The 21,736-nt window shown below is 66.4% G+C and carries 23 protein-coding genes and 1 tRNA gene; 15 read left to right on the top strand and 9 right to left on the bottom strand.

What is annotated here, in order from left to right:
* Positions 1–7 precede the first annotated feature (7 nt).
* Positions 8–1,396 (bottom strand): epoxide hydrolase family protein, encoded by a 1,389-nt coding sequence (locus tag ACQKIE_RS11765; RefSeq protein ID WP_427459225.1) that lies wholly within the window; start codon positions 1,394–1,396, stop codon positions 8–10.
* A gap of 176 nt (positions 1,397–1,572) precedes the next feature.
* Between ACQKIE_RS11765 and ACQKIE_RS11770 the strand changes: the two genes are divergently transcribed.
* From ACQKIE_RS11770 to ACQKIE_RS11780, 3 genes are all read left to right on the top strand, one after another.
* A complete protein-coding gene (locus ACQKIE_RS11770; protein WP_427459227.1) occupies positions 1,573–2,070 on the top strand; it encodes a cupin domain-containing protein in 498 nt (165 codons plus the stop codon).
* Positions 2,071–2,176: 106 nt separating this feature from the next.
* A complete protein-coding gene (locus ACQKIE_RS11775; RefSeq protein ID WP_427459229.1) occupies positions 2,177–2,689 on the top strand; it encodes a dihydrofolate reductase in 513 nt (170 codons plus the stop codon).
* On the top strand, positions 2,689–3,087 hold the full coding sequence (locus ACQKIE_RS11780; protein ID WP_427459231.1) for a (deoxy)nucleoside triphosphate pyrophosphohydrolase: 399 nt from the start codon (positions 2,689–2,691) through the stop codon (positions 3,085–3,087). Before ACQKIE_RS11775 ends, ACQKIE_RS11780 begins: the two co-directional genes overlap by 1 nt.
* A gap of 2 nt (positions 3,088–3,089) precedes the next feature.
* On the opposite strand, the gene ACQKIE_RS11785 is transcribed toward ACQKIE_RS11780, so the two are convergent.
* From ACQKIE_RS11785 to uvrA, 4 genes are all read right to left on the bottom strand, one after another.
* A complete protein-coding gene (locus ACQKIE_RS11785; RefSeq protein ID WP_427459233.1) occupies positions 3,090–3,845 on the bottom strand; it encodes an enoyl-CoA hydratase/isomerase family protein in 756 nt (251 codons plus the stop codon).
* A gap of 82 nt (positions 3,846–3,927) precedes the next feature.
* Positions 3,928–5,385: a DUF4139 domain-containing protein gene (locus ACQKIE_RS11790; protein ID WP_427459235.1), complete on the bottom strand. Its 1,458-nt coding sequence runs from the start codon at positions 5,383–5,385 to the stop codon at positions 3,928–3,930.
* 69 nt (positions 5,386–5,454) lie between these two features.
* Positions 5,455–5,895: an acyl-CoA thioesterase gene (locus ACQKIE_RS11795; RefSeq protein ID WP_427459237.1), complete on the bottom strand. Its 441-nt coding sequence runs from the start codon at positions 5,893–5,895 to the stop codon at positions 5,455–5,457.
* Positions 5,892–8,834, bottom strand: coding sequence for an excinuclease ABC subunit UvrA (gene uvrA / locus ACQKIE_RS11800; protein WP_427459239.1), 2,943 nt, complete (start codon positions 8,832–8,834; stop codon positions 5,892–5,894). The genes ACQKIE_RS11795 and uvrA overlap by 4 nt, the downstream gene beginning before the upstream one ends.
* 202 nt (positions 8,835–9,036) lie before the next feature.
* Here uvrA and ACQKIE_RS11805 point away from each other — a divergent pair, with 202 nt between their 5' ends.
* The 4 genes from ACQKIE_RS11805 to cgtA all read left to right on the top strand — a co-directional run bounded on the left by ACQKIE_RS11805 (position 9,037) and on the right by cgtA (position 11,483).
* Entirely contained in the window at positions 9,037–9,561 is a 525-nt protein-coding gene (locus ACQKIE_RS11805) for a DUF2059 domain-containing protein (protein WP_427459241.1), read from the top strand.
* 175 nt (positions 9,562–9,736) lie between these two features.
* Positions 9,737–10,051, top strand: coding sequence for a 50S ribosomal protein L21 (rplU, locus tag ACQKIE_RS11810; RefSeq protein ID WP_331546347.1), 315 nt, complete (start codon positions 9,737–9,739; stop codon positions 10,049–10,051).
* 20 nt (positions 10,052–10,071) lie between these two features.
* A complete protein-coding gene (rpmA, locus tag ACQKIE_RS11815; RefSeq protein WP_072321611.1) occupies positions 10,072–10,329 on the top strand; it encodes a 50S ribosomal protein L27 in 258 nt (85 codons plus the stop codon).
* Between the two features lie 86 nt (positions 10,330–10,415).
* The gene (gene cgtA, locus ACQKIE_RS11820; protein ID WP_427459245.1) at positions 10,416–11,483 is read left to right on the top strand and encodes an Obg family GTPase CgtA; all 1,068 of its coding nucleotides are present in this window, start codon (positions 10,416–10,418) and stop codon (positions 11,481–11,483) included.
* 80 nt (positions 11,484–11,563) lie between these two features.
* On the opposite strand, the gene rpsT is transcribed toward cgtA, so the two are convergent.
* A complete protein-coding gene (gene rpsT / locus ACQKIE_RS11825) occupies positions 11,564–11,827 on the bottom strand; it encodes a 30S ribosomal protein S20 (RefSeq protein WP_045831394.1) in 264 nt (87 codons plus the stop codon).
* Positions 11,828–12,059: 232 nt separating this feature from the next.
* On the opposite strand from rpsT, the gene murJ reads away from it, so the two are divergent.
* The 6 genes from murJ (at position 12,060) to ACQKIE_RS11855 (ending at position 19,360) form a co-directional block, all read left to right on the top strand.
* The gene (gene murJ, locus ACQKIE_RS11830; protein ID WP_427459247.1) at positions 12,060–13,667 is read left to right on the top strand and encodes a murein biosynthesis integral membrane protein MurJ; all 1,608 of its coding nucleotides are present in this window, start codon (positions 12,060–12,062) and stop codon (positions 13,665–13,667) included.
* A gap of 98 nt (positions 13,668–13,765) precedes the next feature.
* Positions 13,766–14,746 carry a bifunctional riboflavin kinase/FAD synthetase gene (locus ACQKIE_RS11835; RefSeq protein WP_427459249.1) on the top strand — a complete coding sequence of 327 codons (981 nt, stop codon included), beginning with the start codon at positions 13,766–13,768 and terminating at the stop codon, positions 14,744–14,746.
* Positions 14,743–17,601, top strand: a complete 2,859-nt coding sequence (ileS, locus tag ACQKIE_RS11840) for an isoleucine--tRNA ligase (protein ID WP_427459251.1) — start codon at positions 14,743–14,745, stop codon at positions 17,599–17,601. The genes ACQKIE_RS11835 and ileS overlap by 4 nt, the downstream gene beginning before the upstream one ends.
* Positions 17,602–17,671: 70 nt before the next feature.
* On the top strand, positions 17,672–18,178 hold the full coding sequence (lspA, locus tag ACQKIE_RS11845; protein ID WP_427459253.1) for a signal peptidase II: 507 nt from the start codon (positions 17,672–17,674) through the stop codon (positions 18,176–18,178).
* A 121-nt stretch (positions 18,179–18,299) separates the two neighbouring features.
* Positions 18,300–19,241, top strand: a complete 942-nt coding sequence (gene ispH / locus ACQKIE_RS11850) for a 4-hydroxy-3-methylbut-2-enyl diphosphate reductase (protein ID WP_427459255.1) — start codon at positions 18,300–18,302, stop codon at positions 19,239–19,241.
* Between the two features lie 43 nt (positions 19,242–19,284).
* A tRNA-Thr gene (locus ACQKIE_RS11855) sits at positions 19,285–19,360 on the top strand.
* Positions 19,361–19,434: 74 nt separating this feature from the next.
* Here the strand turns inward: ACQKIE_RS11855 and ACQKIE_RS11860 are convergent.
* Entirely contained in the window at positions 19,435–19,881 is a 447-nt protein-coding gene (locus ACQKIE_RS11860; protein ID WP_427459257.1) for a GFA family protein, read from the bottom strand.
* Between the two features lie 48 nt (positions 19,882–19,929).
* On the opposite strand from ACQKIE_RS11860, the gene ACQKIE_RS11865 reads away from it, so the two are divergent.
* The gene (locus ACQKIE_RS11865; protein ID WP_427459259.1) at positions 19,930–20,490 is read left to right on the top strand and encodes a GNAT family N-acetyltransferase; all 561 of its coding nucleotides are present in this window, start codon (positions 19,930–19,932) and stop codon (positions 20,488–20,490) included.
* Here the strand turns inward: ACQKIE_RS11865 and ACQKIE_RS11870 are convergent, their stop codons facing one another.
* Positions 20,491–20,751 carry a hypothetical protein gene (locus ACQKIE_RS11870; RefSeq protein WP_427459261.1) on the bottom strand — a complete coding sequence of 87 codons (261 nt, stop codon included), beginning with the start codon at positions 20,749–20,751 and terminating at the stop codon, positions 20,491–20,493.
* A 116-nt stretch (positions 20,752–20,867) separates the two neighbouring features.
* Positions 20,868–21,050, bottom strand: a complete 183-nt coding sequence (locus ACQKIE_RS11875; RefSeq protein WP_427459263.1) for a hypothetical protein — start codon at positions 21,048–21,050, stop codon at positions 20,868–20,870.
* A 181-nt stretch (positions 21,051–21,231) separates the two neighbouring features.
* Here ACQKIE_RS11875 and pilV point away from each other — a divergent pair, with 181 nt between their 5' ends.
* Positions 21,232–21,735 carry a type IV pilus modification protein PilV gene (gene pilV / locus ACQKIE_RS11880; RefSeq protein ID WP_427459265.1) on the top strand — a complete coding sequence of 168 codons (504 nt, stop codon included), beginning with the start codon at positions 21,232–21,234 and terminating at the stop codon, positions 21,733–21,735.
* The last annotated feature ends 1 nt before the right edge of the window (position 21,736 follow it).

A 21,736-nucleotide genomic window follows, 5' to 3' on the forward strand; every position in this document is an offset into this window, starting at 1 on the left:
TTGGCTGTTACCGCACCGACTTGAATGACGCCCGCAGTTCGCTGACGAAGGCATCGGGCTGCTCCCAGGCTGCGAAATGCCCACCCTTCGGAAGCCGGTTGTAGTGGATCAGCTTCGGAAAGGCCTTCTCGGTCCAGCTCCGCGGTGCGGCATAAATCTCGTCTGGAAACACGCTGACGGCGACAGGAATCGTGAGGTGCTTGGGTTCGAAGAAGGCCAGCTTGTTCTCCCAGTAAAGCCGCGCGGACGAGACCGCCGTATTCGTCAGCCAGTACAGCGTCACGTTGTCCAGGACGTCATCGCGCGACAGGCCTTCCTTCCTCCCGTCGAACACACGAGCGATCAGCTCATAGCTGCGGATGTCGTGGTCGAGCATCCACGCGGCGAGCCCCACGGGGGAATCCTCGAGCGCGTAGAGCGTCTGTGGCTTGTTGGTCATCTCCTGGGCATAGCCCAGACCGTGCTTGTAGAAGAAGTCGAGTTGCCCATAAGCGCTGCGTTCCTCGGGTGAGAGGCCCGCGGGCGCGGGGCCGCCTGCCGCCAGCGACTTGGCGATGTCGTCGGGGATCGTGGCGGGCATGTTCGTGTGGATCGCCAGCAGTTCCGGCGGCGCAATCACCGCCATCTGCTCCGAGACCGCATCGCCCCAGTCGCCACCCTGCGCCACGAAGTGCTTGTATCCCAGCCGCTTCATCAAGACGATCCAGGCGCGTGCGATGTGCTGCGGGTCCCAGCCGGTCGTGGTGGGCTTGCCGGAATACCCATATCCGGGCAGGGAGGGGATCACGACATCGAAGGCCTCCGCGGCCGTTCCGCCGTGCGCGGTGGGGTTGGTCAGCGGCTCGATGACCTTCATCTGCTCGATGATGGAGCCGGGCCAGCCGTGGGTGATGATGACGGGCAGGGCGTTCTTGTTCTTGGAGCGCACATGGATGAAGTGGATATCGACGCCATCGATCGTTGTCACGAACTGCGGTAGCGCGTTGAGCCTCGCTTCGACCTTGCGCCAGTCATAGTTGGACTGCCAGTAATCGGCCAGCTTGCGCATGGTGGCCAGCTGCACCCCTTGGGATGTGTCCTTCACCGTCTCCTGGTCGGGCCACTTCGTCGCCGCGATGCGGCGGCGCAGGTCGGCCAGCGCATCGTCGGACACATGCACCTTCGGGAATGGTCGGATCGACGTATCGTTTTGGGAAGGAGCGGCTGCCGGCGCATCGTTGTTCGATGCGGAGGCACTGGCCACGCGCGAAGCCTGGTCGACGATCGCCGCAGCAGTCACGGGTGCCGGAGGCGGGGCGGCGTGCACCGGCGCGGGAAGGACCCATTGGAAGGCCGCCGCCAGCGCGGTAGCAGTGAACAACGGCCAGCGAGTGGCTGACGTGGAATCGTCCGACATGACGTGACTCCTCGATGGGAATGCATCAGTCCTGTGGGGTGGGCCGCTCGTCCCTGGCGGGCAATCTCACCTCGGAAACCCGTCGTCGTCTTGGAGGATACGATTCCACGCCCCATGACCTCGTATCCACGGCGCGCGACGCATCATCAGGACGACACTGCAGCGGAGACCAACGAATGACGCCGGACAGCATGCTCCTGCCCCCGCGCGACTGGGTGCCGAACAACCCTCGGCTGCCCGTGCTGCATTACCGCGGCGTGCTGTCGGAAGGCGACGTGGCCGCTGCATTCGAAAGGCTCTTCGCCGGCAACGGATGGGTACCGCGCTGGCGTGACGGCGTGTACGACTACCACCACTACCATTCCTCGGCGCACGAGGTCCTCGGATGCGGCGAAGGCTCGGCCACCCTCGTCCTCGGCGGCCCCGGTGGCGAGGAGGTCACCGTCAGCCGCGGAGACGTCGTGTTGCTTCCGGCGGGCACGGGGCACCGCTGCCTCGCCGCCTCGCAGGATTTCATGGTGGTGGGCGCGTATCCGGACGGCCAGGAGTGGGATATCTGCCGCGAAGCGCCCGACGAGGCCATGCGCGAGAGGATCAGGACGTTGCCGTATCCCGACACCGATCCCGTGACCGGTTCACAGCCGCCGTTGACGCGGTACTGGCAGCGCCCATGACCTCTCCGGCTGCCTTTCGGTCGGTTTCGCGCTCCCACGCGGAGGACTACTATTCGCACGCAGGGTCACGGGCCCGATCGCTCAAACTCACCTCGAAGGAAGGTCCATGGCTGTTCACCTGGTTGCCGCGCTCGACGAAAACTTTGCCATCGGCAAGAAGGGCGGCCTGCCCTGGCATCTTCCGGACGACCTGAAATACTTCAAGAAGCTGACCAGGGACCGCTCGGTCCTGATGGGCCGCAAGACCGCCGAGTCCATCGGCAAGGCGCTGCCGGAGCGCGTCAATTACGTGCTTTCGCGCAAGGGAAACGCGCCGTACGAGGGGCAGATCGCGGTCAAGTCGGTCCAGGAAGCCCAGGCCCGCTGCGACCACGCCGGGCTGATGGTGATCGGTGGGGGTGAAGTATTTCGCGAGGCGCTGCCCTTGGCGAGCACGCTCTACCTCACCTGGGTCTATGCGGCCGTGGAAGGCGCGGACGTCTTTTTCCCCGGCATCGACTTCAAGGACTGGACGGAAGTATCGCGCGTGAAACACGCGGCCGACGCCGAGCACCCGTTCCCCTTCGACATGGTCGAGTACGTCAGGAACACCCCGGTCGAACACCACAGGCACCGTTGATGCACGTGGTCGCCGGCGTCCTCGTCGACGGCCGGGGACAGATCCTCATCGCGCAGCGTCCCGCCGGGAAGCACCTGGCGGGCATGTGGGAGTTCCCGGGCGGCAAGCTCGAACCGGGCGAGACGGTGATGACCGCTCTCGTGCGCGAACTCGACGAGGAACTCGGCATCGCGGTCGATCCCTCGTCCTGCGAGGCCCTGATCCACGTGCCCTGGCGCTACGACGAGCGCGAGATGCTGCTGGAGGCGATCGTGGTGCGCCGGTGGGCGGGAGCGCCCGCCGCACTCGACGCCGCGGCCATCGCCTGGCATGAACCGGCGGCGATCGATCCGATGCTGCTGGCGCCGGCCGACCGTCCCATTCTCGCGGAGCTGTGCCGGCGCAGCGGTTACGCCTGAGGTTATTTCGACTTCAGGCGGGCCACGAGCGCCTTCAGGACGGTCTGCGTTTCGTCGCCGAAGAAGTCGTCGATGAAACCGGGATCGAGCAGGTTCGTGGTGTCGCCCCAGACGGCCACGAGGTCGGCGCGTGCGATCGCACGGGTGCGCAGCATCGCCTTGGCCGGCAGCTTCAACAGGTCGTCGAGCCATAGGACGGCGCGTGTCACCACCTGCTCGACGGCCGTCAACTCGTCGACGAGACCGATGGCATGGGCCTGTTCCGCGTCGACCATGGCCCCCGCCACGAGCAGGCGTTCGGCGCGATAGGCGCCCACGATGCGCCGCATGGCGAACTGGATCGGCTCGGGCACCGAGAGGCCGACCTGCACTTCGTTGAGGCCGATCTTGTACACCCCGTGGGCCATGATGCGGTAATCGCAGAACAGCGACACCACCGCCCCACCGGCCGGGCTATGGCCCGTGATCGCGGCGACGGTCGGCACACTCGAGGCGGCGATGGCGCCGCAGAGCGCGAAGAACGCGTCCCAGAATTCCTTCACCCCCGCGCGGTCGCGCTGGATCAGCGCGGGCACGTCCACGCCAGCGGAGAACATGCCTTGCGCACCCGAAATCACGATGCCGCGCGCGCCGTTGGACGGCGCCTCGACGATGGCCTCGCGCATCGCCTGGAGCAGGCCGATGTCGAACGCGTTCACCGGCGCGCGCGCCATGCGGATTTCATGGATGCCGCCGTCGTGCGGAAGGATATCGAGCATGTGCTGGTTCCTGGATGCGTGGTGGCTTGCCGTGGATTGTTGCCCGGTGGGAGCCGACCCTGTCGGCGATGGGTGCTCGCGGTCAGCGCTCGATATCCGCATCTATCCACGTGTACTGCACCGCATAGTCCAACGTGGCGCTGCCATTGGCCGGCACGTCCACCTTGAACTCGAGCAGTTCGGGCGAGACCTTCGTCGGCTTCACCGACGACGAGGTGACTTTCCACGCCCGCCAGCGGTTCGGGTGCTCGTGCACGGTGATCGTGCGGGCGGTGTCGCCCGCATTGGAGAGCACGATACGGAAGCCTTCGTCGATGCGGTGCGCGTTCGCGTCCGCTGCGAAGGTCGTCTGCTCGCGCTTGGCCGTCAGGTCGAACGCATTGCCCAGCGACACCGTGCTGTCCTGGTTCTTCGGCGTGTCGTCGATGCGACCTTCACCGAGGAGTTCGGCGTTACCGTCGCGGTCGGTGGTCAACACGCGGACATAGCCCGCCGGCAGGCTGTCGAAAGCCTTGAAGCGCAGGTTGGAGACGACCGGGACGCCGTTCGCCGGCGGGACCGTCTGCCGCTCCAGGTTGGGACGGGGCGGGAACCAGCCGCCGGCCTGCGAGTCGTACAACGCCTGGCGCTCGCAATCCAGCGTGCGGCGGTCGTAAAGCGGCGTCTGCGTGACGCTGCCGTCCGGCAGGTCCACGGCAGCGGGCAAGGTGTACGTGCGGAGGTCGCCAAGGGGGGCTTGGGAGGGTGTTGCCTCCGTGGCGCTGGCCTTGAACACGAACATCCTATCTTGCGCTTGTGGCTGCGGCGGCGTCTTCGCACGACGCGCCTCGCCGGCGATCAGCTTCAGCGTGACGTCCTTCCAGTCGCGGCCGCTACGGTTCGCGATGCTGGCGGCGGCATCGAAGGTCATGCGGCAGGCACTGCCTGGCTGGAGCGTGGCGACGTACGCGCCACGCCAACCGAGGCCGGAGGTGGGGTAATCGAGCTGGGCGTTGGCGTGACCCGCGTTGCCACCGGTGACACGGACCTGCAAGGTCGAGCCGCGGGCGAAGTCGGTGCTGTCGGCGGCCCGCAGGGCGGCGTACTGGCGGACGAGCGTCGCCTGGCCGCCCGCTTCGCGCACGACGAGCGCGTCGCCACCGCGCACCAGCGTGCCGTTGACGATGGGTTGGCCGCTCTCGCCGATCACGCTGACGTTGCGGCCAACGAGGCCCGCCACGGCACCGTCGAATCCCTGGCCGAGCAGCAGCCGCTGCGAAACGACGCGGGTTTCCTTGCCGGGAAAGCGCAGGGTTAGCGCCTCGCTGTCGAGCGCCGAGGGCAGGCCGTCGATGGAGAGGTCTTGCGTGCCGCCCTTCAGGTCGAAGGTGCGGCGTTCGTGGACGACGGCATAGCCATCGCCGGAGACGGCGTCGCCGCCCGTGGAGAACAGCTGGTCGCCGTCCGCGCGGTACAGCGTGAGCGCGGTCCGCTCATCGGCGGCGAAGGCGGGGAGGGCGACGGCGCAGGCGATCGCGAGGACGAGGGAACGTTGCAGCATGGTGCTCTCCATGTAGGCCCTCGCGGATCATACCGGGGCGGACTGAACGTTCGCGATCTTTTACGACGCTTATCGCCGCTCGGCTTCCGCCACCGCGTCGCGTATCGCCTGCGGCAGTGGCACCGGCCGGCCGCTGCGGGTGTCGATCCACACCATGGTGATGCTGCCGTCGCAATGGATGCGCGTGGGATCGTTGCTGTCGAGGATGCGATGCCCGATGGTCATCGAGCTGTTGCCGATGCGGTTGACGAACAGCTCGATCTGGATATCGGCCGGCCACTCGATCGGCAGCCGGTAGTTGAGCTCGCTATGCGCCATGACCGGCGCCGCCGCGGGGCTGTACCAGTCGCCGGGAATGTCCTTGAGCCAGTTCAAGCGCGCTTCCTGGAGGTAGACCAGGTAGTTGGCGTTGTTGACGTGGTTGTACGCGTCGAGGTCCTGCCAGCGCACGTCCATCGGCGTGATGAACAGCGGAACAGGCGAGGGCGTCTGCGAGGCTTCGGTGCTCATGCGGTCCTTCTCTTTTTCGCGGCGGGAGCGGATTTCGCGGCCGCCTTCTTCGTAGCAGCCTTCTTCACCGCGGCCTTGGCCGGGGCCTGGGCGGCGGCCTTCGCGGCCGGCTTGCCCTGCTTCAGGTGCGGCAGGAGGAAGCGGCCGGTATGCGAGGACTTCGTCGCCGCCACCGTTTCCGGCGTACCGCTGACGAGGATCCGGCCACCGCCCGCGCCGCCTTCGGGGCCGAGGTCGATCAACCAGTCCGCCGTCTTGATGACGTCGAGGTTGTGCTCGATGACGACCACGGTGTTGCCGTGCTCCACCAGCTTGTGCAGCACGTCGAGCAGCTGCTCGATGTCGTGGAAGTGCAGGCCGGTGGTCGGCTCGTCGAGGATGTACAGCGTGCTTCCGGTATCGCGCTTGGACAGCTCCTTCGAGAGCTTCACGCGCTGTGCCTCGCCGCCGGAGAGCGTGGTGGCACTCTGGCCGAGCTTGATGTAATCGAGACCCACGGCGCGCAGGGTTTCCAGCTTGCGCGCGATGACCGGCACGTTCTCGAAGAGCTTGAAGGCGTCCTCCACCGTCATGTCGAGCACGTCGGCGATGGTGTGGCCCTTGTACATGACCTCGAGCGTCTCGCGGTTGTAGCGCTTGCCATGGCACACGTCGCAGGGCACGTAGACGTCCGGGAGGAAGTGCATCTCCACCTTGATCATGCCGTCGCCTTCGCAAGCCTCGCAGCGGCCACCGCGCACGTTGAAGCTGAAGCGGCCCGGCGTGTAGCCGCGCTGGCGCGACTCGGGCACCTGCGCGTAGAGCTCGCGCAACGGCGTGAACAGGCCGGTGTACGTGGCCGGGTTCGAACGTGGCGTGCGGCCGATGGGCGACTGGTCGATGTCGACGACCTTGTCGAACAATTCCAGTCCCTCGATCGACTCGTACGGGGCCGGCTGCTCGCCCGCGCCATTGAGTTCCATCGCGGCGAGGCGATAGAACGTGTCGTTGATGAGCGTGGACTTGCCCGAACCCGAGACGCCGGTGACGCAGGTGAAGGTACCGACCGGGATACGGACGTCGACGTCCTTGAGGTTGTTGCCGCTGGCGCCCTTGAGCTCGATCCACTGGTCGTCGCGGGCCTCGCGACGCTTCGCCGGCACCTCGATGCCGCGTTCGCCGCTGAGGTACTTGGCCGTGACCGAGCGTGGCGACGCCAGCACCTGCTCGAGCGTGCCTTCGGCGACGATGTCGCCGCCGTGCACGCCGGCGCCCGGACCGATGTCCAGGATATGGTCCGCCGCGCGAATGGCGTCCTCGTCGTGTTCCACCACGATGACCGTGTTGCCGAGGTCGCGCAGGCGGGTGAGGGTCCCCAGCAAGCGCTCGTTGTCGCGCTGGTGCAGGCCGATCGACGGCTCGTCGAGCACGTACATGACGCCCACGAGGCCGGCGCCGATCTGGCTGGCGAGGCGGATGCGCTGGGCCTCACCACCGGACAGGGAATCCGCCTGCCGGTCGAGGGTGAGGTAGTTGAGGCCGACGTCGTTGAGGAAGGTAAGGCGTTCGCGGATCTCCTTCACGATCTTCACCGCGATCTCGCCGCGCCAACCCGGCAGCTTCAACGTTTCGAAGAACGCCAGGGCGGAGTCGATCGCCAGCGAGGTCAGCTCCGGAATCGCGCGGTCGGCCACGAAGACGTTGCGCGCCGAGGGATTGAGGCGCTGGCCTCCGCAATCGGGGCAGGGATGGTCGGCGATGTAACGCGCCAGTTCCTCGCGCACGGCCGCGGACTCGGTTTCCCGGTAACGGCGCTCGAGGTTCGGCAGGATGCCCTCGAACTTGTGTTCGCGGGTGACCTTGCCGCCGCGTTCGGTGATGTAACGGAACGGGATCAACTCTCGGCCGGAGCCGTTGAGCACCGCGTTCTGCACCGACTTCGGCAGCTCGCGCCAGGGCGTTTCCGGATCGAAGCCATAGTGCTTCGCCAGCGAAACGACCATCTGGTAGTAGTAGGCGTTGCGGCGATCCCAGCCACGGATCGCGCCGCCAGCCAGGCTGAGCTCCGGATGGCCGACCACGCGGGCCGGGTCGAAGACCTGCGTGACACCGAGGCCGTCGCAAGTCGGACAGGCGCCGACCGGCGAATTGAACGAGAACAGGCGCGGCTCGAGCTCCGGCAGCGAGTAATCGCACATCGGGCAGGAGTAGCGCGAGGAGAACAGCTGTTCCTGCGCCTTCGCATCGTCCATGTCCACGAGGATGACGATGCCGTCGCCGAGGCGCAGCGCGGTCTCGAACGATTCGGCGAGGCGCTGCTTGATGTCCTCGCGCGGGCGGAAGCGATCGATCACAGCCTCGATCGTGTGCTTCTGGCGCAAGGTGAGCGGCGGCACGGCGTCCAGGTCGTAGACCTCGCCATCGACGCGTGCGCGGACGAAGCCCTGCGCACGCAGCTGGTCGAAGACCTGCACGTGCTCGCCCTTGCGCTCGCGGATCACCGGCGCCAGGAGCATCCAGCGCTTGTCGGGGTCCAGCGCCAGCGCCGTGTCCACCATCTGGCTGACCGTCTGGGCCTCCAGCGGGATACCGTGGTTCGGGCAACGCGGCGTGCCGACACGCGCGTAAAGCAGGCGCAGGTAGTCGTACACCTCGGTGATCGTGCCGACGGTGGAGCGGGGATTGTGCGAGGTCGACTTCTGCTCGATCGAGATGGCCGGCGAGAGGCCTTCGATCGTGTCGACGTCCGGCTTCTCCATCATCGAGAGGAACTGCCGGGCGTAGGCCGACAGTGACTCGACGTAGCGACGCTGGCCTTCGGCATAGATGGTGTCGAAAGCCAGCGAGGATTTGCCGGACCCGGACAGCCCCGTGATCACGATCAGGCGATCGCGGGGGAGGTCGAGGTCGATATTCTTGAGATTGTGCGTGCGGGCGCCGCGGATGCGAATGCTGTCCATGTGCCGACGTAAATGGGGGAAGTCGCTGACTATACCAAGGGTTTCCAGCCTTCATTCCGCGTCGACTTTTGACGATTCATCACATTTGTTATGAGGGATTGGTCGCCGCCGGGCGAGGCTTACCCCACGGGCGCCCGCAGGGCTACCATGGCCCCGCCCCGGGGAGGGGATCGAAGCCAATCATCCGAAGAGGAAGACACGCATGCGTAAGTGGACAGGGATCGCCGCCGGCCTCGTGCTGGCGGGTTGTGCGGGCCAGGCGCTGGCGGCAGTGCCCTCAGAGCAACAGGTGCGCCAGCTGATGGACGCCGTGGGCATGGGCCGCATGCTCAGCCAGATGAACAGCCAGATGGCCGGCGTGATGCAGAACGCGTTGCCCTGCGTCCCAGCGAGCTATTGGCAGGGTTTCGTGGACGCCAACGCCACCAACCAGCTGATCGGCCGCATGGTGCCGGTCTACCAGAAGCACTTCACCGCCGACGATATCGACGGCCTGCTCAAGTTCTACCGCTCGCCCCTGGGCCAGAAGGTGATCACGCAGATGCCGGCCACGATGGCCGAGGGCATGCAGATCGGCAAGCAGTGGGGCCAGGAGCGCGGCAAGCAGATGATCGCCCAGCTGCAGAGCCAGGGCACCCTGAACCCGCAAGGCCAGTGCCCGGCCACCGGCGGCGCCGCCAAGCCCGCGCCAGCCCCGGCCAAGCCTGCGCCCGCGCCCCGAAAGTAAGCTTAACTATTTGATTTAGCGGACAATGCGCGGAGCCCCGGTCGCCGGGGCCCCTTGCCCGCGTTTTGGCGCAACCACCTGATTGACCTTGCCTTTTGCGCCCCGCTATAATTCGCGATTCGCAACACCCGCAACACCCCAAAAAGAACTACATAATCAGCAACAGGAAATTCCCATGAGCTACGCAGTCATCAAGACCGGTGGCAAGCAGTATCGCGTGATGGCAGGCGAAGTCCTGCGCGTCGAGCTGCTCAACGCCGAAGTCGATGCCACCATCCAGTTCGACCAGGTCCTCCTCGTCGGCGAAGGTGAATCGATCACCGTTGGCGCCCCGCTGGTCGCCGGTGCCACCGTCAGCGCGAAGGTTCGCGCCCACGGCCGCGCAGATAAGATCCGCATCGTCAAGTTCCGTCGTCGCAAGCACTACAAGCGCACGCAGGGACACCGTCAGCATTACACCGAAATCGAGATCACGGGCATCAACGCCTGAGTCGCCGGAGGATATAAGTCATGGCACATAAAAAAGGCGTAGGTTCCAGCCGTAACGGCCGCGATTCGAACCCGAAGTACCTCGGCGTGAAGATCTACGGTGGCCAGGCTGTCGAAGCCGGTAACATCATCGTTCGTCAGCGTGGCACCAAGTTCCACGCTGGCGTGGGCGTCGGCCTCGGCCGCGACCACACCCTGTTCGCGCTGGTCGACGGCACCGTGTCGTTCAAGACCCGCGGCGACAAGGGCCGCAAGTTCGTCGACGTCGTCCAGGCGTAAGCCTCACTCGACGCGATAGCGAAGGCCCCGCCATAGGCGGGGCTTTTCGTTTGTAAGGCCCGTCTCATCCATCCAGGTTCCTGTCCATGAAATTCGTCGACGAAGCGCAAATCAGAGTCTCGGCCGGTGACGGCGGCAACGGCTGCGTCAGCTTCCGTCGAGAGAAATTCATCCCCTTCGGCGGCCCCGACGGCGGCGACGGCGGCAACGGCGGCTCCGTGTGGCTGATCGCGGACGAGGGTCTCAACACGCTCGTCGATTTCCGTCACATGCGCTCGTTCAAGGCACCGCGCGGGCAGGGCGGCATGGGCAGCCAGATGTATGGCAAGGGCGGCGAGGACATCGAGGTTCGCGTACCGGTAGGCACCGTGATCACCAACGTCGATACCGACGAGGTCATCGGTGATCTCACCGCGCACGGTCAGCGCCTGAAGGTGGCGCAGGGCGGTCGCGGTGGCCTCGGCAACATCCACTTCAAGAGTTCGGTGAATCGGGCGCCGCGCAAGTCCACGCCGGGCACGCCGGGCGAGGTGCGCGACCTCAAGCTCGAGCTGCGCCTGCTGGCCGATGTCGGCCTGCTGGGTTTCCCCAACGCCGGCAAGAGCACGTTCATCCGTGCCGTGTCGGCGGCGACGCCGCGCGTGGCGGATTACCCGTTCACCACGCTGCATCCCAACCTGGGCGTCGTGCGCATCGGCACCGACCAGAGCTTCGTGATTGCCGACATCCCCGGCATCATCGAGGGCGCGGCGGAAGGCGCGGGCCTCGGCATCCAGTTCCTCCGCCATGTCTCCCGCACCAGCCTCCTGCTGCACGTGGTCGACATCCGTCCGATCGACGGCTCCGATCCGGTGGAGCAGGTGCGCGCCATCGAGAGCGAGCTGCAGCAGTTCGACACGGAGCTGGTCGAGCGGCCGCGTTGGCTGGTGATCAACAAGTCCGACGTGATCGACGACCAGGACGAGCTGAAGCGCGTGGTGGACGACATCGTCGCGCGCCTCGAATGGACGGCGCCGTGGTTCCTGGTCTCCGCCGCCGGTGAAGTCGGCACCTGGGACGTCTGCCTGAAGGTGCAGCAGTTCTTCGACGCCGAGCGCGCGGCGCGCCGCGAGCAGACGGAAGCGGCGGACGACGTCCGCATGCGCGGCGAATAACGGCTCCCACCGAGTAGCGGCACGGAAACGAAAAAGCCGGCTTGCGCCGGCTTTTTCGTGAGCAGCGATGTCGCGCAGGCTTACGCCAGGTCGCGGATCTTCGCGTTCAGGCGGCTCTTGTGACGGGCAGCCTTGTTCTTGTGGATCAGGCCACGGGCAGCGTAACGGTCCATCACCGGAACGGCGACGGCGTAAGCGCTGGTAGCGGCGGCCTTATCCTTGGCGTCGATCGCCTTGACGACCTTCTTCAGTGCGGAACGCACCATGGAACGCGCGCTGACGTTGCGCAGACGGCGCTGCTCCGACTGACGCGCACGCTTCTTCGCGGACTTGATGTTGGCCAAGGTAAAGCTCCAGAGTTCGGTTGGTTTTAAAAAAGACGCCCATTTTGGGCCCAAAGCCGGGTCGCGTCAATAGCTTAGGACCCGCTCGCGCGGCTCCGTGGCGGGGGCGGGTGGCAGCGCCCGCGGATTTCCAGCCGACGGACTGTCCTCTGCCCGGGCCCCGCTGTCAAACTAGGAGTTTGTGACGGCCTCCAGGGCCGTTCCGATCGGCCCAAGGATACCCCTCGACCGGATGAAAACCCCCAGCCTCCTACGCGGCGTGCTCAGCTTCAGCGGCATGACCATGGTCTCGCGCGTGCTCGGCCTGGTGCGCGACATGGCGATCAACGCCTCGTTCGGCGCCAATGCCGCCACCGATGCCTTCTGGGTCGCCTTCCGCATCCCGAACTTCATGCGCCGGCTGTTCGCCGAAGGCTCCTTCTCCACCGCCTTCGTACCCGTTTTCACCGAGGTGAAGGAGACCCGGCCCCATGGGGACCTGAAGCGGCTGATGGCCCTCACGTCGGGCACCCTCGGCGGCGTGTTGCTGGTGGTGGTGGCGCTGGGCATCGTGTTCGCGCCGCAGGTCACCGCCTTGTTCTCGCCGGGAGCCATCGAGGCGCCGGAGAAGTTCGAGCTCACCGTCGACCTGCTGCGCCTGACGTTCCCGTTCCTGCTCTTCGTCTCGCTCACGGCGCTCAGCGGCGGGGCGCTGAACAGTTTCCACCGCTTCGGCCTGCCGGCGCTTACGCCGGTGATCCTCAACCTGTGCATGATCGCGGGCGCCTTGTGGCTGGCGCCGCGGCTGCACACGCCGATCATGGCGATGGGCTGGGCGATCCTGCTCGCGGGCGTGCTGCAACTGGTTTTCCAGCTGCCCGCATTGCGCGGGCTCGACCTGCTGGCGTTGCCGCGCTGGGGATGGAGCTCCCCGGACGTGCGCCGGATCATGACGCTCATGGTGCCGACGCTGTTCGGCTCCTCCGTGGCCCAGATCAACTTGCTCCTGGACACCGTGATAGCCTCGCTGCTGGTCGCCGGCTCGCAGAGCTGGCTCTCGCAGGCCGACCGCTTCCTGGAGTTGCCGCTGGGAGTGTTCGGCGTCGCGCTCGGCACGGTCATCCTGCCTTCGCTGTCGCGCCACCACGTGGCGACGGACAAGGAAGGCTTCTCGCGCGCCCTCGACTGGGGCCTGCGCACGACCCTCCTGATCGCCGTGCCGGCGATGTTCGCCTTGATGATCCTGTCGATGCCGCTCGTGGCGACGATCTTCCAGCACGGTCGCTTCACCGCCTTCGACACGAAGATGGCATCGCTCTCGATCTCGGCGCTGAGCTTCGGCTTGCCCGCCTTCGCCCTGGTGAAGGTGGTGCTGCCGGCCTTCTACGCGCGCAAGGACACGAAGACGCCGGTCCGCGCGGGCGTCGCGTCCCTCGTGGCGAACATGGTCTTCAACGTGGCCTTCCTCGCCTTGCTTTTCTTCCTCTGGGCCAGTCCGGCGCAGAAGGCCGGTTCGTGGATGGAGGCGATCGCGACGATCCCTGGCCTGCACATGGCGCTGGGCATGGCCAGCGCCTTGGCGAGCTACCTCAACCTGCTCCTGCTCTGGCGCTGGCTCGGGAAAGCGGGGGTGTACACACGGCAGCCGGGGTGGGGCCGCCACCTCGTCCGGCTCGGGGTCGCGTGTGCCGTCATGGTCGCGGTCCTGCTGGCGGGCCTCGCCATCTGGCCCGACTGGAGCAGCGTCGAGAAGTGGGAGCGCGTGTGGCGCCTGGCCGTGCTTGTCGGCGCGGGCGGCGGTGCCTATCTCGTCACCCTGTTCGCCCTCGGTTTCCGCTTGCGCGAATTGCGAGCGCACTAGGGCATCCGAACCATTCTCGCGCTTTCCACAACACCTTGCGGGGGCCGCTATACTGGCCCGATGGCTTTCATTCCGCATCGATTCCAGGGCGCCCCGGCATGACGCTGCGACTCCATCGCGACGTCGACGGACCTTGCCTCGCGCCCGGCGGCAGCATCGTCGCCATCGGGGCTTTCGACGGGTTGCACCTCGGGCACCAGGCCATTCTTTCCGAAGTTCGCCGGCGTGCCGAAGACGCAGGGCTGTTGCCTGCCGTGATCAGCTTCGACCCGCTGCCGCGCGCCTTCTTCTCGAAGGAGCCGGTGCCGCGCCTTTCCGGCGTGCGCGAGAAGGCCGAAGGCATGACCGCCGCCGGTATCCGCGAGCTGTTGTCGCTGCGCTTCGACCGTGCCCTCACCGAGATGTCCGCCGAAGATTTCGTCCGCAAGGTCATCGTCGGGCGCATGGCGGCCCGCGAGGTCTGGGTGGGCGAGGATTTCCGCTTCGGCCACCGTCGCGGCGGCGACTTCGCCCTCCTGCAGGCGATGGGCGCCGAACTCGGCTTCACGGCTCACGCCGTCGCGGCCGTGGTCGTCGACGGTGAGCGGGTATCCTCCTCCCGCGTACGTACGCTGTTGGCGGAGGGCGACTTCGCCGGTGCCACGAAGCTGCTCGGCCGGCCCTTCGTGATCGACGGCCACGTCGAGCGCGGCAAGCAGCTCGGCCGTACCCTCGGCTATCCCACCGCCAACGTGCACCTGGGCGAGCGGGTGAGCCCCATCCTCGGCATCTTCGCGGTGCGCATCGGCATCGGTGACGGTCCGTGCAGCTGGCCCGGCGTGGCCAGCCTGGGCTTCCGGCCGACGGTGAACGAAGTGCGTGAGCCCCTGCTCGAGGCCCACCTGTTCGATTTCTCCGGCGACCTCTACGGCCAGCGTATCGGTGTGGAGTTCGTGCGGAAACTGCGTGACGAAGAAAAATTCGACGGTCTCGAGGCCCTGACCGCGCAGATGCGCCAGGACGAGATCGCCGCGCGGCAGGCCCTTGGGATGAACCCCATACTTGTCGATATCCCTGAAAGCTACGGTTCCCCGCGATGACCCAGGATTACAAGAACACCATCAACCTGCCGCAGACGGCATTCCCGATGCGCGGCGACCTGCCGAAGCGCGAGCCGGGCTGGCTGGCGACGTGGGAACGCGTGGGCCGCTATGCCCAGATCCAGGAGCGCACTGCCGGCCGCGACAAGGTCTTCGTGCTGCACGATGGCCCGCCGTATGCGAATGGCGCGATCCACCTTGGCCACGCGGTCAACAAGGTGCTCAAGGACGTCGTGGTGAAGTCGAAGCTGATGGCCGGCTATCGCGCACCCTACGTGCCGGGCTGGGACTGCCACGGACTGCCGATCGAGATCGCGATCGAGAAGAAATTCGGCAAGGCCGGCGACAAGCTCGACGCCGCGGCGTTCCGGCAGAAGTGCCGCGAGTACGCCATGGCCCAGATCGACCTGCAGCGCGCCGACTTCAAGCGCCTGGGTGTCCTGGGCGATTGGGAGAGGCCATACCGCACGCTCGACTTCACCTATGAAGCCGACATGATCCGGGCGCTGGCGCGCATCGTCGCCAACGGCCACGTGGTGCGCGGTGCCAAGCCGGTCTACTGGTGCTTCGATTGCGGCTCGGCGCTTGCCGAGGCGGAGATCGAATACGCCGACAAGACCTCGCCGGCCGTGGACGTCGCCTATGACGCCGTGGACCCGGTGTCCTTCGGCGCGCTGTTCGGTATCGCCTCGGGCGACGCGACCATCGCCGTGCCGATCTGGACGACCACGCCGTGGACGCTGCCCTCCAGTCAGGCGGTGTCGCTCGGTGGCGAGATCGAGTATGTCCTCGTCGAGGGCCCGTCGCGCGGCGGCAAGCCGCTGCTCCTGGTGATCGCCGCGGCGCTCGCCGAAAAGGCGCTGGCGCGCTACGGCGTGGAGACGGTGAATGTGCTCGGCCGCGTCCAGGGCGCCGTGCTCGAAAACCAGCCGCTGCGCCATCCGTTCTACGACAAGCACGTGCCGATCATCCTCGGTGACCACGTGTCGGACGAAGACGGCACGGGTGCCGTGCACACCGCGCCCGATCACGGCGCGGAAGACTTCGCCGTGGGCCAAAATTACGGCATCGGCACGCTCAATTACGTCGACGGCCGCGGTGTCTATCGCGCCGACCTGCCGCTGGCGGGCGACGTGTCCTTCGCCGGCGTGCACATCTGGAAGGCGAACGACCTCATCGTGGACCTGCTGCGCGATCGCGGCATGCTGCTCGCCTCGGCGAAGCTCACGCACAGCTACCCGCATTGCTGGCGACACAAGACGCCGGTGATCTTCCGCGCCACGCCGCAGTGGTTCATCGGCATGGAACAGGCCGACCTGCGCCGCACCGCGCTCACGTCGATCAAGGCCGTGCGCTGGGTGCCGGGCTGGGGCGAGGAACGCATCGCGGGCATGGTCGAAGGGCGTCCCGACTGGTGCATCTCGCGCCAGCGCACCTGGGGCGTGCCGATCACGCTATTCATCGACAAGGACACGCACGAGCCGCACCCGGACAGCGTTCCCTTGATGGAAAAGGTGGCGCAGAAGGTCGCGCTGGAAGGCATTGACTGCTGGTTCACGCTCGACCCGCGCGAGCTGCTCGGCGACGACGCGGACAAGTACCAGAAGGTGACCGACGTCCTCGACGTGTGGTTCGACTCCGGCGTGAGCCATTTCGCCGTCGTGGGCGCGCGTCCTGAACTCCAGACCGGCGACGCCAGCGAATACAAGGTGATGTACCTCGAAGGGTCCGACCAGCATCGCGGCTGGTTCCAGTCCTCGTTGCTGACGTCGGCGGCCATCCACGGCCGCGCGCCGTATGACCATGTGCTGACCCACGGCTTCACCGTGGACGCGCAGGGTCGCAAGATGTCCAAGTCGCTGGGCAATGGCATCGAGCCGCAGGACATCATGAAGACCCTCGGCGCGGACATCCTGCGCCTGTGGATCTGCTCCACCGATTACCGCAACGAGATGTCGCTTTCGGACGAGATCCTGAAGCGCGTGGCGGATACCTATCGGCGCATCCGCAACACGACGCGGTTCCTGCTCGGCAACCTCGACGGCTTCGACCCGGACAAGCACCTGCTCGCCACCGGGGCTTGCCTGCCGCTCGATCGTTGGGCCGTGCAGCAGGCGGCCGATGCGCAAGCGGCCATCGTGGCAGCCTACGAGCGCTACGACTTCCCCGAGATCGTCCAGCGCGTGCAGAACTTCTGCACCAATGAGCTGGGGGCGCTGTACCTCGACATCACCAAGGACCGGCTCTACACGATGCCGACGGACAGCCTCGGCCGACGTAGTGCGCAGAGCGCGATGTACCGCATTCTCGAGGCGATGCTGCGCTGGCTGGCGCCGATCGTCAGCTTCACCGCCGAGGAGGCCTGGGCGCACATGCCGGGCACGCGTAGTGAGTCCGTGCTGTTCGAGACCTTCTACGAAGGCCTGGACGCGCGCCAGGATGGCGATGCGCGCGGCTGGTGGGGCACCTTGCTGGCGGTCCGCGAAACCGCCTCCCGCGTGCTGGAAGGCATGCGCAAGGCCGGTCAGATCGGCGCGTCGCTCGATGCCACCCTCACCATTCACGCTGATCTCCCCACGCAGTCGGCCCTGGCCGAATCCGCGTCCGAGTTGCGGTTCTTCTTCATCACGTCCGACGTTGCCCTCGCTCCGCTGGACGGGCGCCCGGCCACGGCGGAACGCGTCGACATCGACGGCGCCGAGGTCTACGTGTCCGCCGCCGTGAGCGACGCGGAGAAATGCATCCGTTGCTGGCAGCATCGCGCGGATGTGGGTGCCGATCCCGCGCATCCCGAGATCTGCGGCCGCTGCGTCGAGAACGTGACGGGGCAGGGCGAGGACCGCCGCTGGTTCTGATGGGCCGGCACCTGGAGCAGCATCCCGCGCCGTGTGACGGCGCGGGTTCCCGTCACGAATGGCTTTCCGAATGACCGCACGCCCGAAACCCAACGCCCTCTCCTGGCTCTGGCTCGCCGCCGCCATGATCGTGCTCGACCAGCTGACCAAGTGGTGGGCGCTCACGGCGCTGCAGCCGGCGGAGACGCCGCATCCGGTCATCCCAGGCATCCTCAACTGGACGCTGACCTTCAATACCGGCGCCGCGTTCAGCTTCCTGGCCGATAGTGCCGGATGGCAGCGCTGGTTCTTCGTCCTGCTGGCCGTGGTGGTCAGCGCGACCCTGGGCGTATGGCTTTCGCGCACGCCGCGGGGTGACTGGCGCACCGCCATGCCCCTGGCGCTGATCCTCGGCGGCGCCCTGGGCAACGTGATCGACCGGCTGCATGCGGCAAAAGTCACCGACTTCATCCAGGTCTTCCTGGGCAGCTATCCCTTTCCGGTCTTCAACGTCGCCGATTCGGCCATCAGCGTCGGCGCCGTGGCGCTGATCGTGTTCAGCATGTTCGGCGGCAACCCGAAGCCTGTTTCGCGCTGAAATCCGGGGCACATCTTCCCACGGGCGCTCATGCTTCCCACAGGCGCTCATGCGATAATGGGGCGGTTACGGCGTCAGCTAACGCCTCCATGCTATGGCCCCTAGCGGCCCCGAGGTCCCCTTGGACATCATCCTCGCCAATCCCCGCGGTTTCTGCGCCGGCGTCGATCGCGCCATCGCCATCGTCGAGCGCGCCCTCGAGTCCTACGGTGCGCCCATCTATGTGCGCCACGAGGTCGTGCACAACCGTTACGTGGTGGAGCGCCTTCGCGCCGACGGCGCGGTGTTCGTCGAGGAGCTGGACGAGGTGCCGGACGGCTCCACGGTGATCTTCAGCGCGCACGGCGTGCCGAAGTCCGTGCGCGAGGAAGCCGACCGCCGCCGCCTCAACGTCTTCGATGCGACGTGTCCGCTGGTTACCAAGGTGCACATGGAAGTCGCGCGCCTCGGCCGCGCGGGCCATGACGTCGTGCTGATCGGCCACGCCGGCCATCCCGAGGTCGAAGGCACCATGGGCCAGTGGAACCCCGCCAACAGCGGCAGCATCTACCTGGTCGAGTCCGTGGAAGACGTCGAGGCGTTGCAGCCCAGGCAGCCGGACAAGCTGGCCTTCGTCACGCAGACCACGCTGTCGGTGGACGACACCATCGCCATCATCGGCGCGCTGCGCGCGAAGTTCGCGACCATCGAAGGTCCGCGCAAGGACGACATCTGCTACGCCACGCAGAATCGCCAGGACGCCGTGCGCCGCCTCGCCGACGCCGTGGACCTCGTCCTCGTCGTGGGCTCGATCAACAGCTCAAATTCGAACCGCCTGAAGGAACTGGCCGAGAAGCAGGGCGTCACGTCCTACCTCATCGATGGCGCCGAGCATATCGAGCGGAGCTGGCTCGAAGGCAAGACCCGCATTGGCGTGACCGCCGGCGCCTCCGCGCCGGAGAAGCTGGTCCAGGAAGTCATCGCCCGCCTGCAGTCCTGGGGCTCGGGTAGCGTGCGGGAACTCGACGGCGAGGCCGAGAACATCACCTTCGCCCTGCCGAAAGAACTCCGGATGGCCGGCTGAGGCTTGCACGCCGACCCGGGGTTCCCCTAGAATTCCGCTTCTCGCCGGAATAGCTCAGTTGGTAGAGCGCGTCATTCGTAATGATGAGGTCGTAGGTTCGATTCCTATTTCCGGCACCAACGATCATCTCCCGAACTGCCGTCGCGCGGTCCCGGAGGAAGCAAAAAAACCCGCTTATGCGGGTTTTTTTGTGTCAGCGGGTTAGCCCGAGCGCCCGCGCCAGTTCGTCGAACGATCCAGGCCCTTCGTGCCAGGTAGGGATGTCCGGGGGCAGGGCGATCCAGGCCTGCTTGCGACGTGTCCACATGTGGGCGACGCAATCGAGTTCGTCACTGCGGTCCAGCGTGCCGGCGCGCAAGACGGTGAAGCGGTGTCCGGTGTTCGTGTTGTAGACCCGGGTGTGGCACGTGGGGCAGATGCGCTGGCGCGACACGCGACCCGCCGACCCCGCCAACTCGTAGATCGCGACGTCGCCAGACACGCTCAGCACGTCACCGGGGAACACGCAACTTTGGCTGAAGGCCACGCCCGTCCAGGTCTGGCAATCTAGGCAGTGGCAGGCATAGCTTCGCGGCAATTTATCCACCGTGAGCACATACCTCACCTGTCCACAGCGGCAGCCGCCGGTTATCGTGTTCAAGGACCACTCCTGGATTTCAGGGGAAACCGAATCCGCCGAGGATACCGAATGGACGAACCCCGATTCACCGCCATCGCCACGCCGCGCCTGCGCCTCGACCGGCTCGTACCCAGCGACGCGGCGGCTCTGTTCGCCTATCGCGGCGACGATGCCGTCGCGCGGTTCCAGGGATGGAAACCCGCTGACCAGGCCGAAGTGGAGGGATTCATCGCCAAGCAGGCGGCGCAGGCGTTCGCCATGGCCGACAGCTGGCTCCAACTCGCCATCCGCGACGGTGTGTCGGACGAACTGGTCGGCGACCTCGGCATCCATTTCCCGCCCAGCCACTTCGACGCGATTGAATTCGGTGTCACGCTGGCGCCGAATCGGCAGGGGCAGGGCTACGCACGAGAGGCGTTGGGCGGACTGCTCGACCTGGCGTTCGGCGAATGGGGCTATCGACGCGCCGTGGGATCCGTCGACCCGCGCAACGTCGCCAGCATGGCGTTGTTGCGTTCCCTCGGCTTCCGCCAGGAAGCGCATCACGTCGAAAGCTGCCTCATCCGTGGCGAATGGGTCGACGATGTCGTTTTTGCGATGCTGGCCCGGGAGTGGCGGCCGAGGAGCTAGTTACGCCACCGACAAGCGTGCGATGGCCGAAGGGGTCGGCGGAGGCAGGTGGCGGAGCGGCGCATCCGGAAGGAACCGCCAGTCATCGAGGCGGCGCGGAAGGCGAGCGGCCGGGTGACGGTCGCGCAGGTCGCGCACCGCTTCTTCCGGACGATCGTAGCGACCCACTTCCACGTCGTCCCGGAGCGCGCGCCAACGGTGGCCGTGGCGAACGATGCGGAACGGGGCGTCGGATGAGGTAAAGACATACTGCGCGAGCACGGGACGACTCCTTCTTAGCCCGCTTATTCTCCCCGCGCATCCGTGACCGAACCGTTATGCGGAGGCGACGCCATCGTGTCAGCGGGACACGAGGCGTCGCGTCGGTAAATTAGGGTTCAGTCTGGAGCTTTCGCCGGGACGAATGGCGACACGGGATCGCTCGCGGGGAAGGTTTCTTCCAGCGCATGGTCCTGGTTTTCGTCCGCGTGGTTCTTGCGTTCTTTTTTCTCCGCCTCGGTCTCCTGGTGCTTGGGCTGGGCGTGGTCGGGGTGGTTTACATCCTGGCGGTCGTGGGTCATCGCATGGGCCTCCTGTGGGGAACGCGACCATGGAGCAACGCGATACGTGAAGGGCGAGTGGTGAAGGGGTGGATGCCGTCTGTCGGGCGTTTACGACCGCCGGTCGGCTGCGGCTTGCCTCCGGGCGCGTAGGGCATACCCTTCACGTTGCCGGATAGGGTCCGGCGAGAGGGGGTACAGGGTGATTCATCCGATATCGCGCCGCGCCGTGCACGGCGTGTCGCTCATTGAAGTGATGGTGGCCGTCCTGGTGTTCAGCATCGGGCTGCTCGGCATCGCCATGCTGCAAATGCGCGGGGCGCAGTTCACGAAGGAGTCGGGCTCGCGGACCGCCGCCATTATCCTGGCCCGCAGTCTGGCCGAATCGATGCGCGCCAATCCTGCCGGGGCCATCCCGACGTCGGGCGACAGCGCTTATCTTTACGACGGCAAGGCCGCCTATACCCAGGCCGATTGCGACAGCGCCACCCTCGATACGCCGGCAGCCGTGGCTAAGCGCGATCTCGCCTGCTGGCAGCTGGCCCTGGCCAAGAACCTGCCGGCGCCTACCGCGGGCCATAGCGTCGCCAGCGTGACCCAGGACGCCACCCTCGGCACCTTGATCATCAAGGTCTCATGGGCGGGAGTCGCCGACGACGAGAACAGCGATTCCACACAGTCTTACAGCTTCAGTTACCTGCAATGAG

Origin of the sequence: Luteibacter sp. NPDC031894, assembly GCF_050273135.1 — a bacterium.
Lineage (GTDB): Bacteria > Pseudomonadota > Gammaproteobacteria > Xanthomonadales > Rhodanobacteraceae > Luteibacter.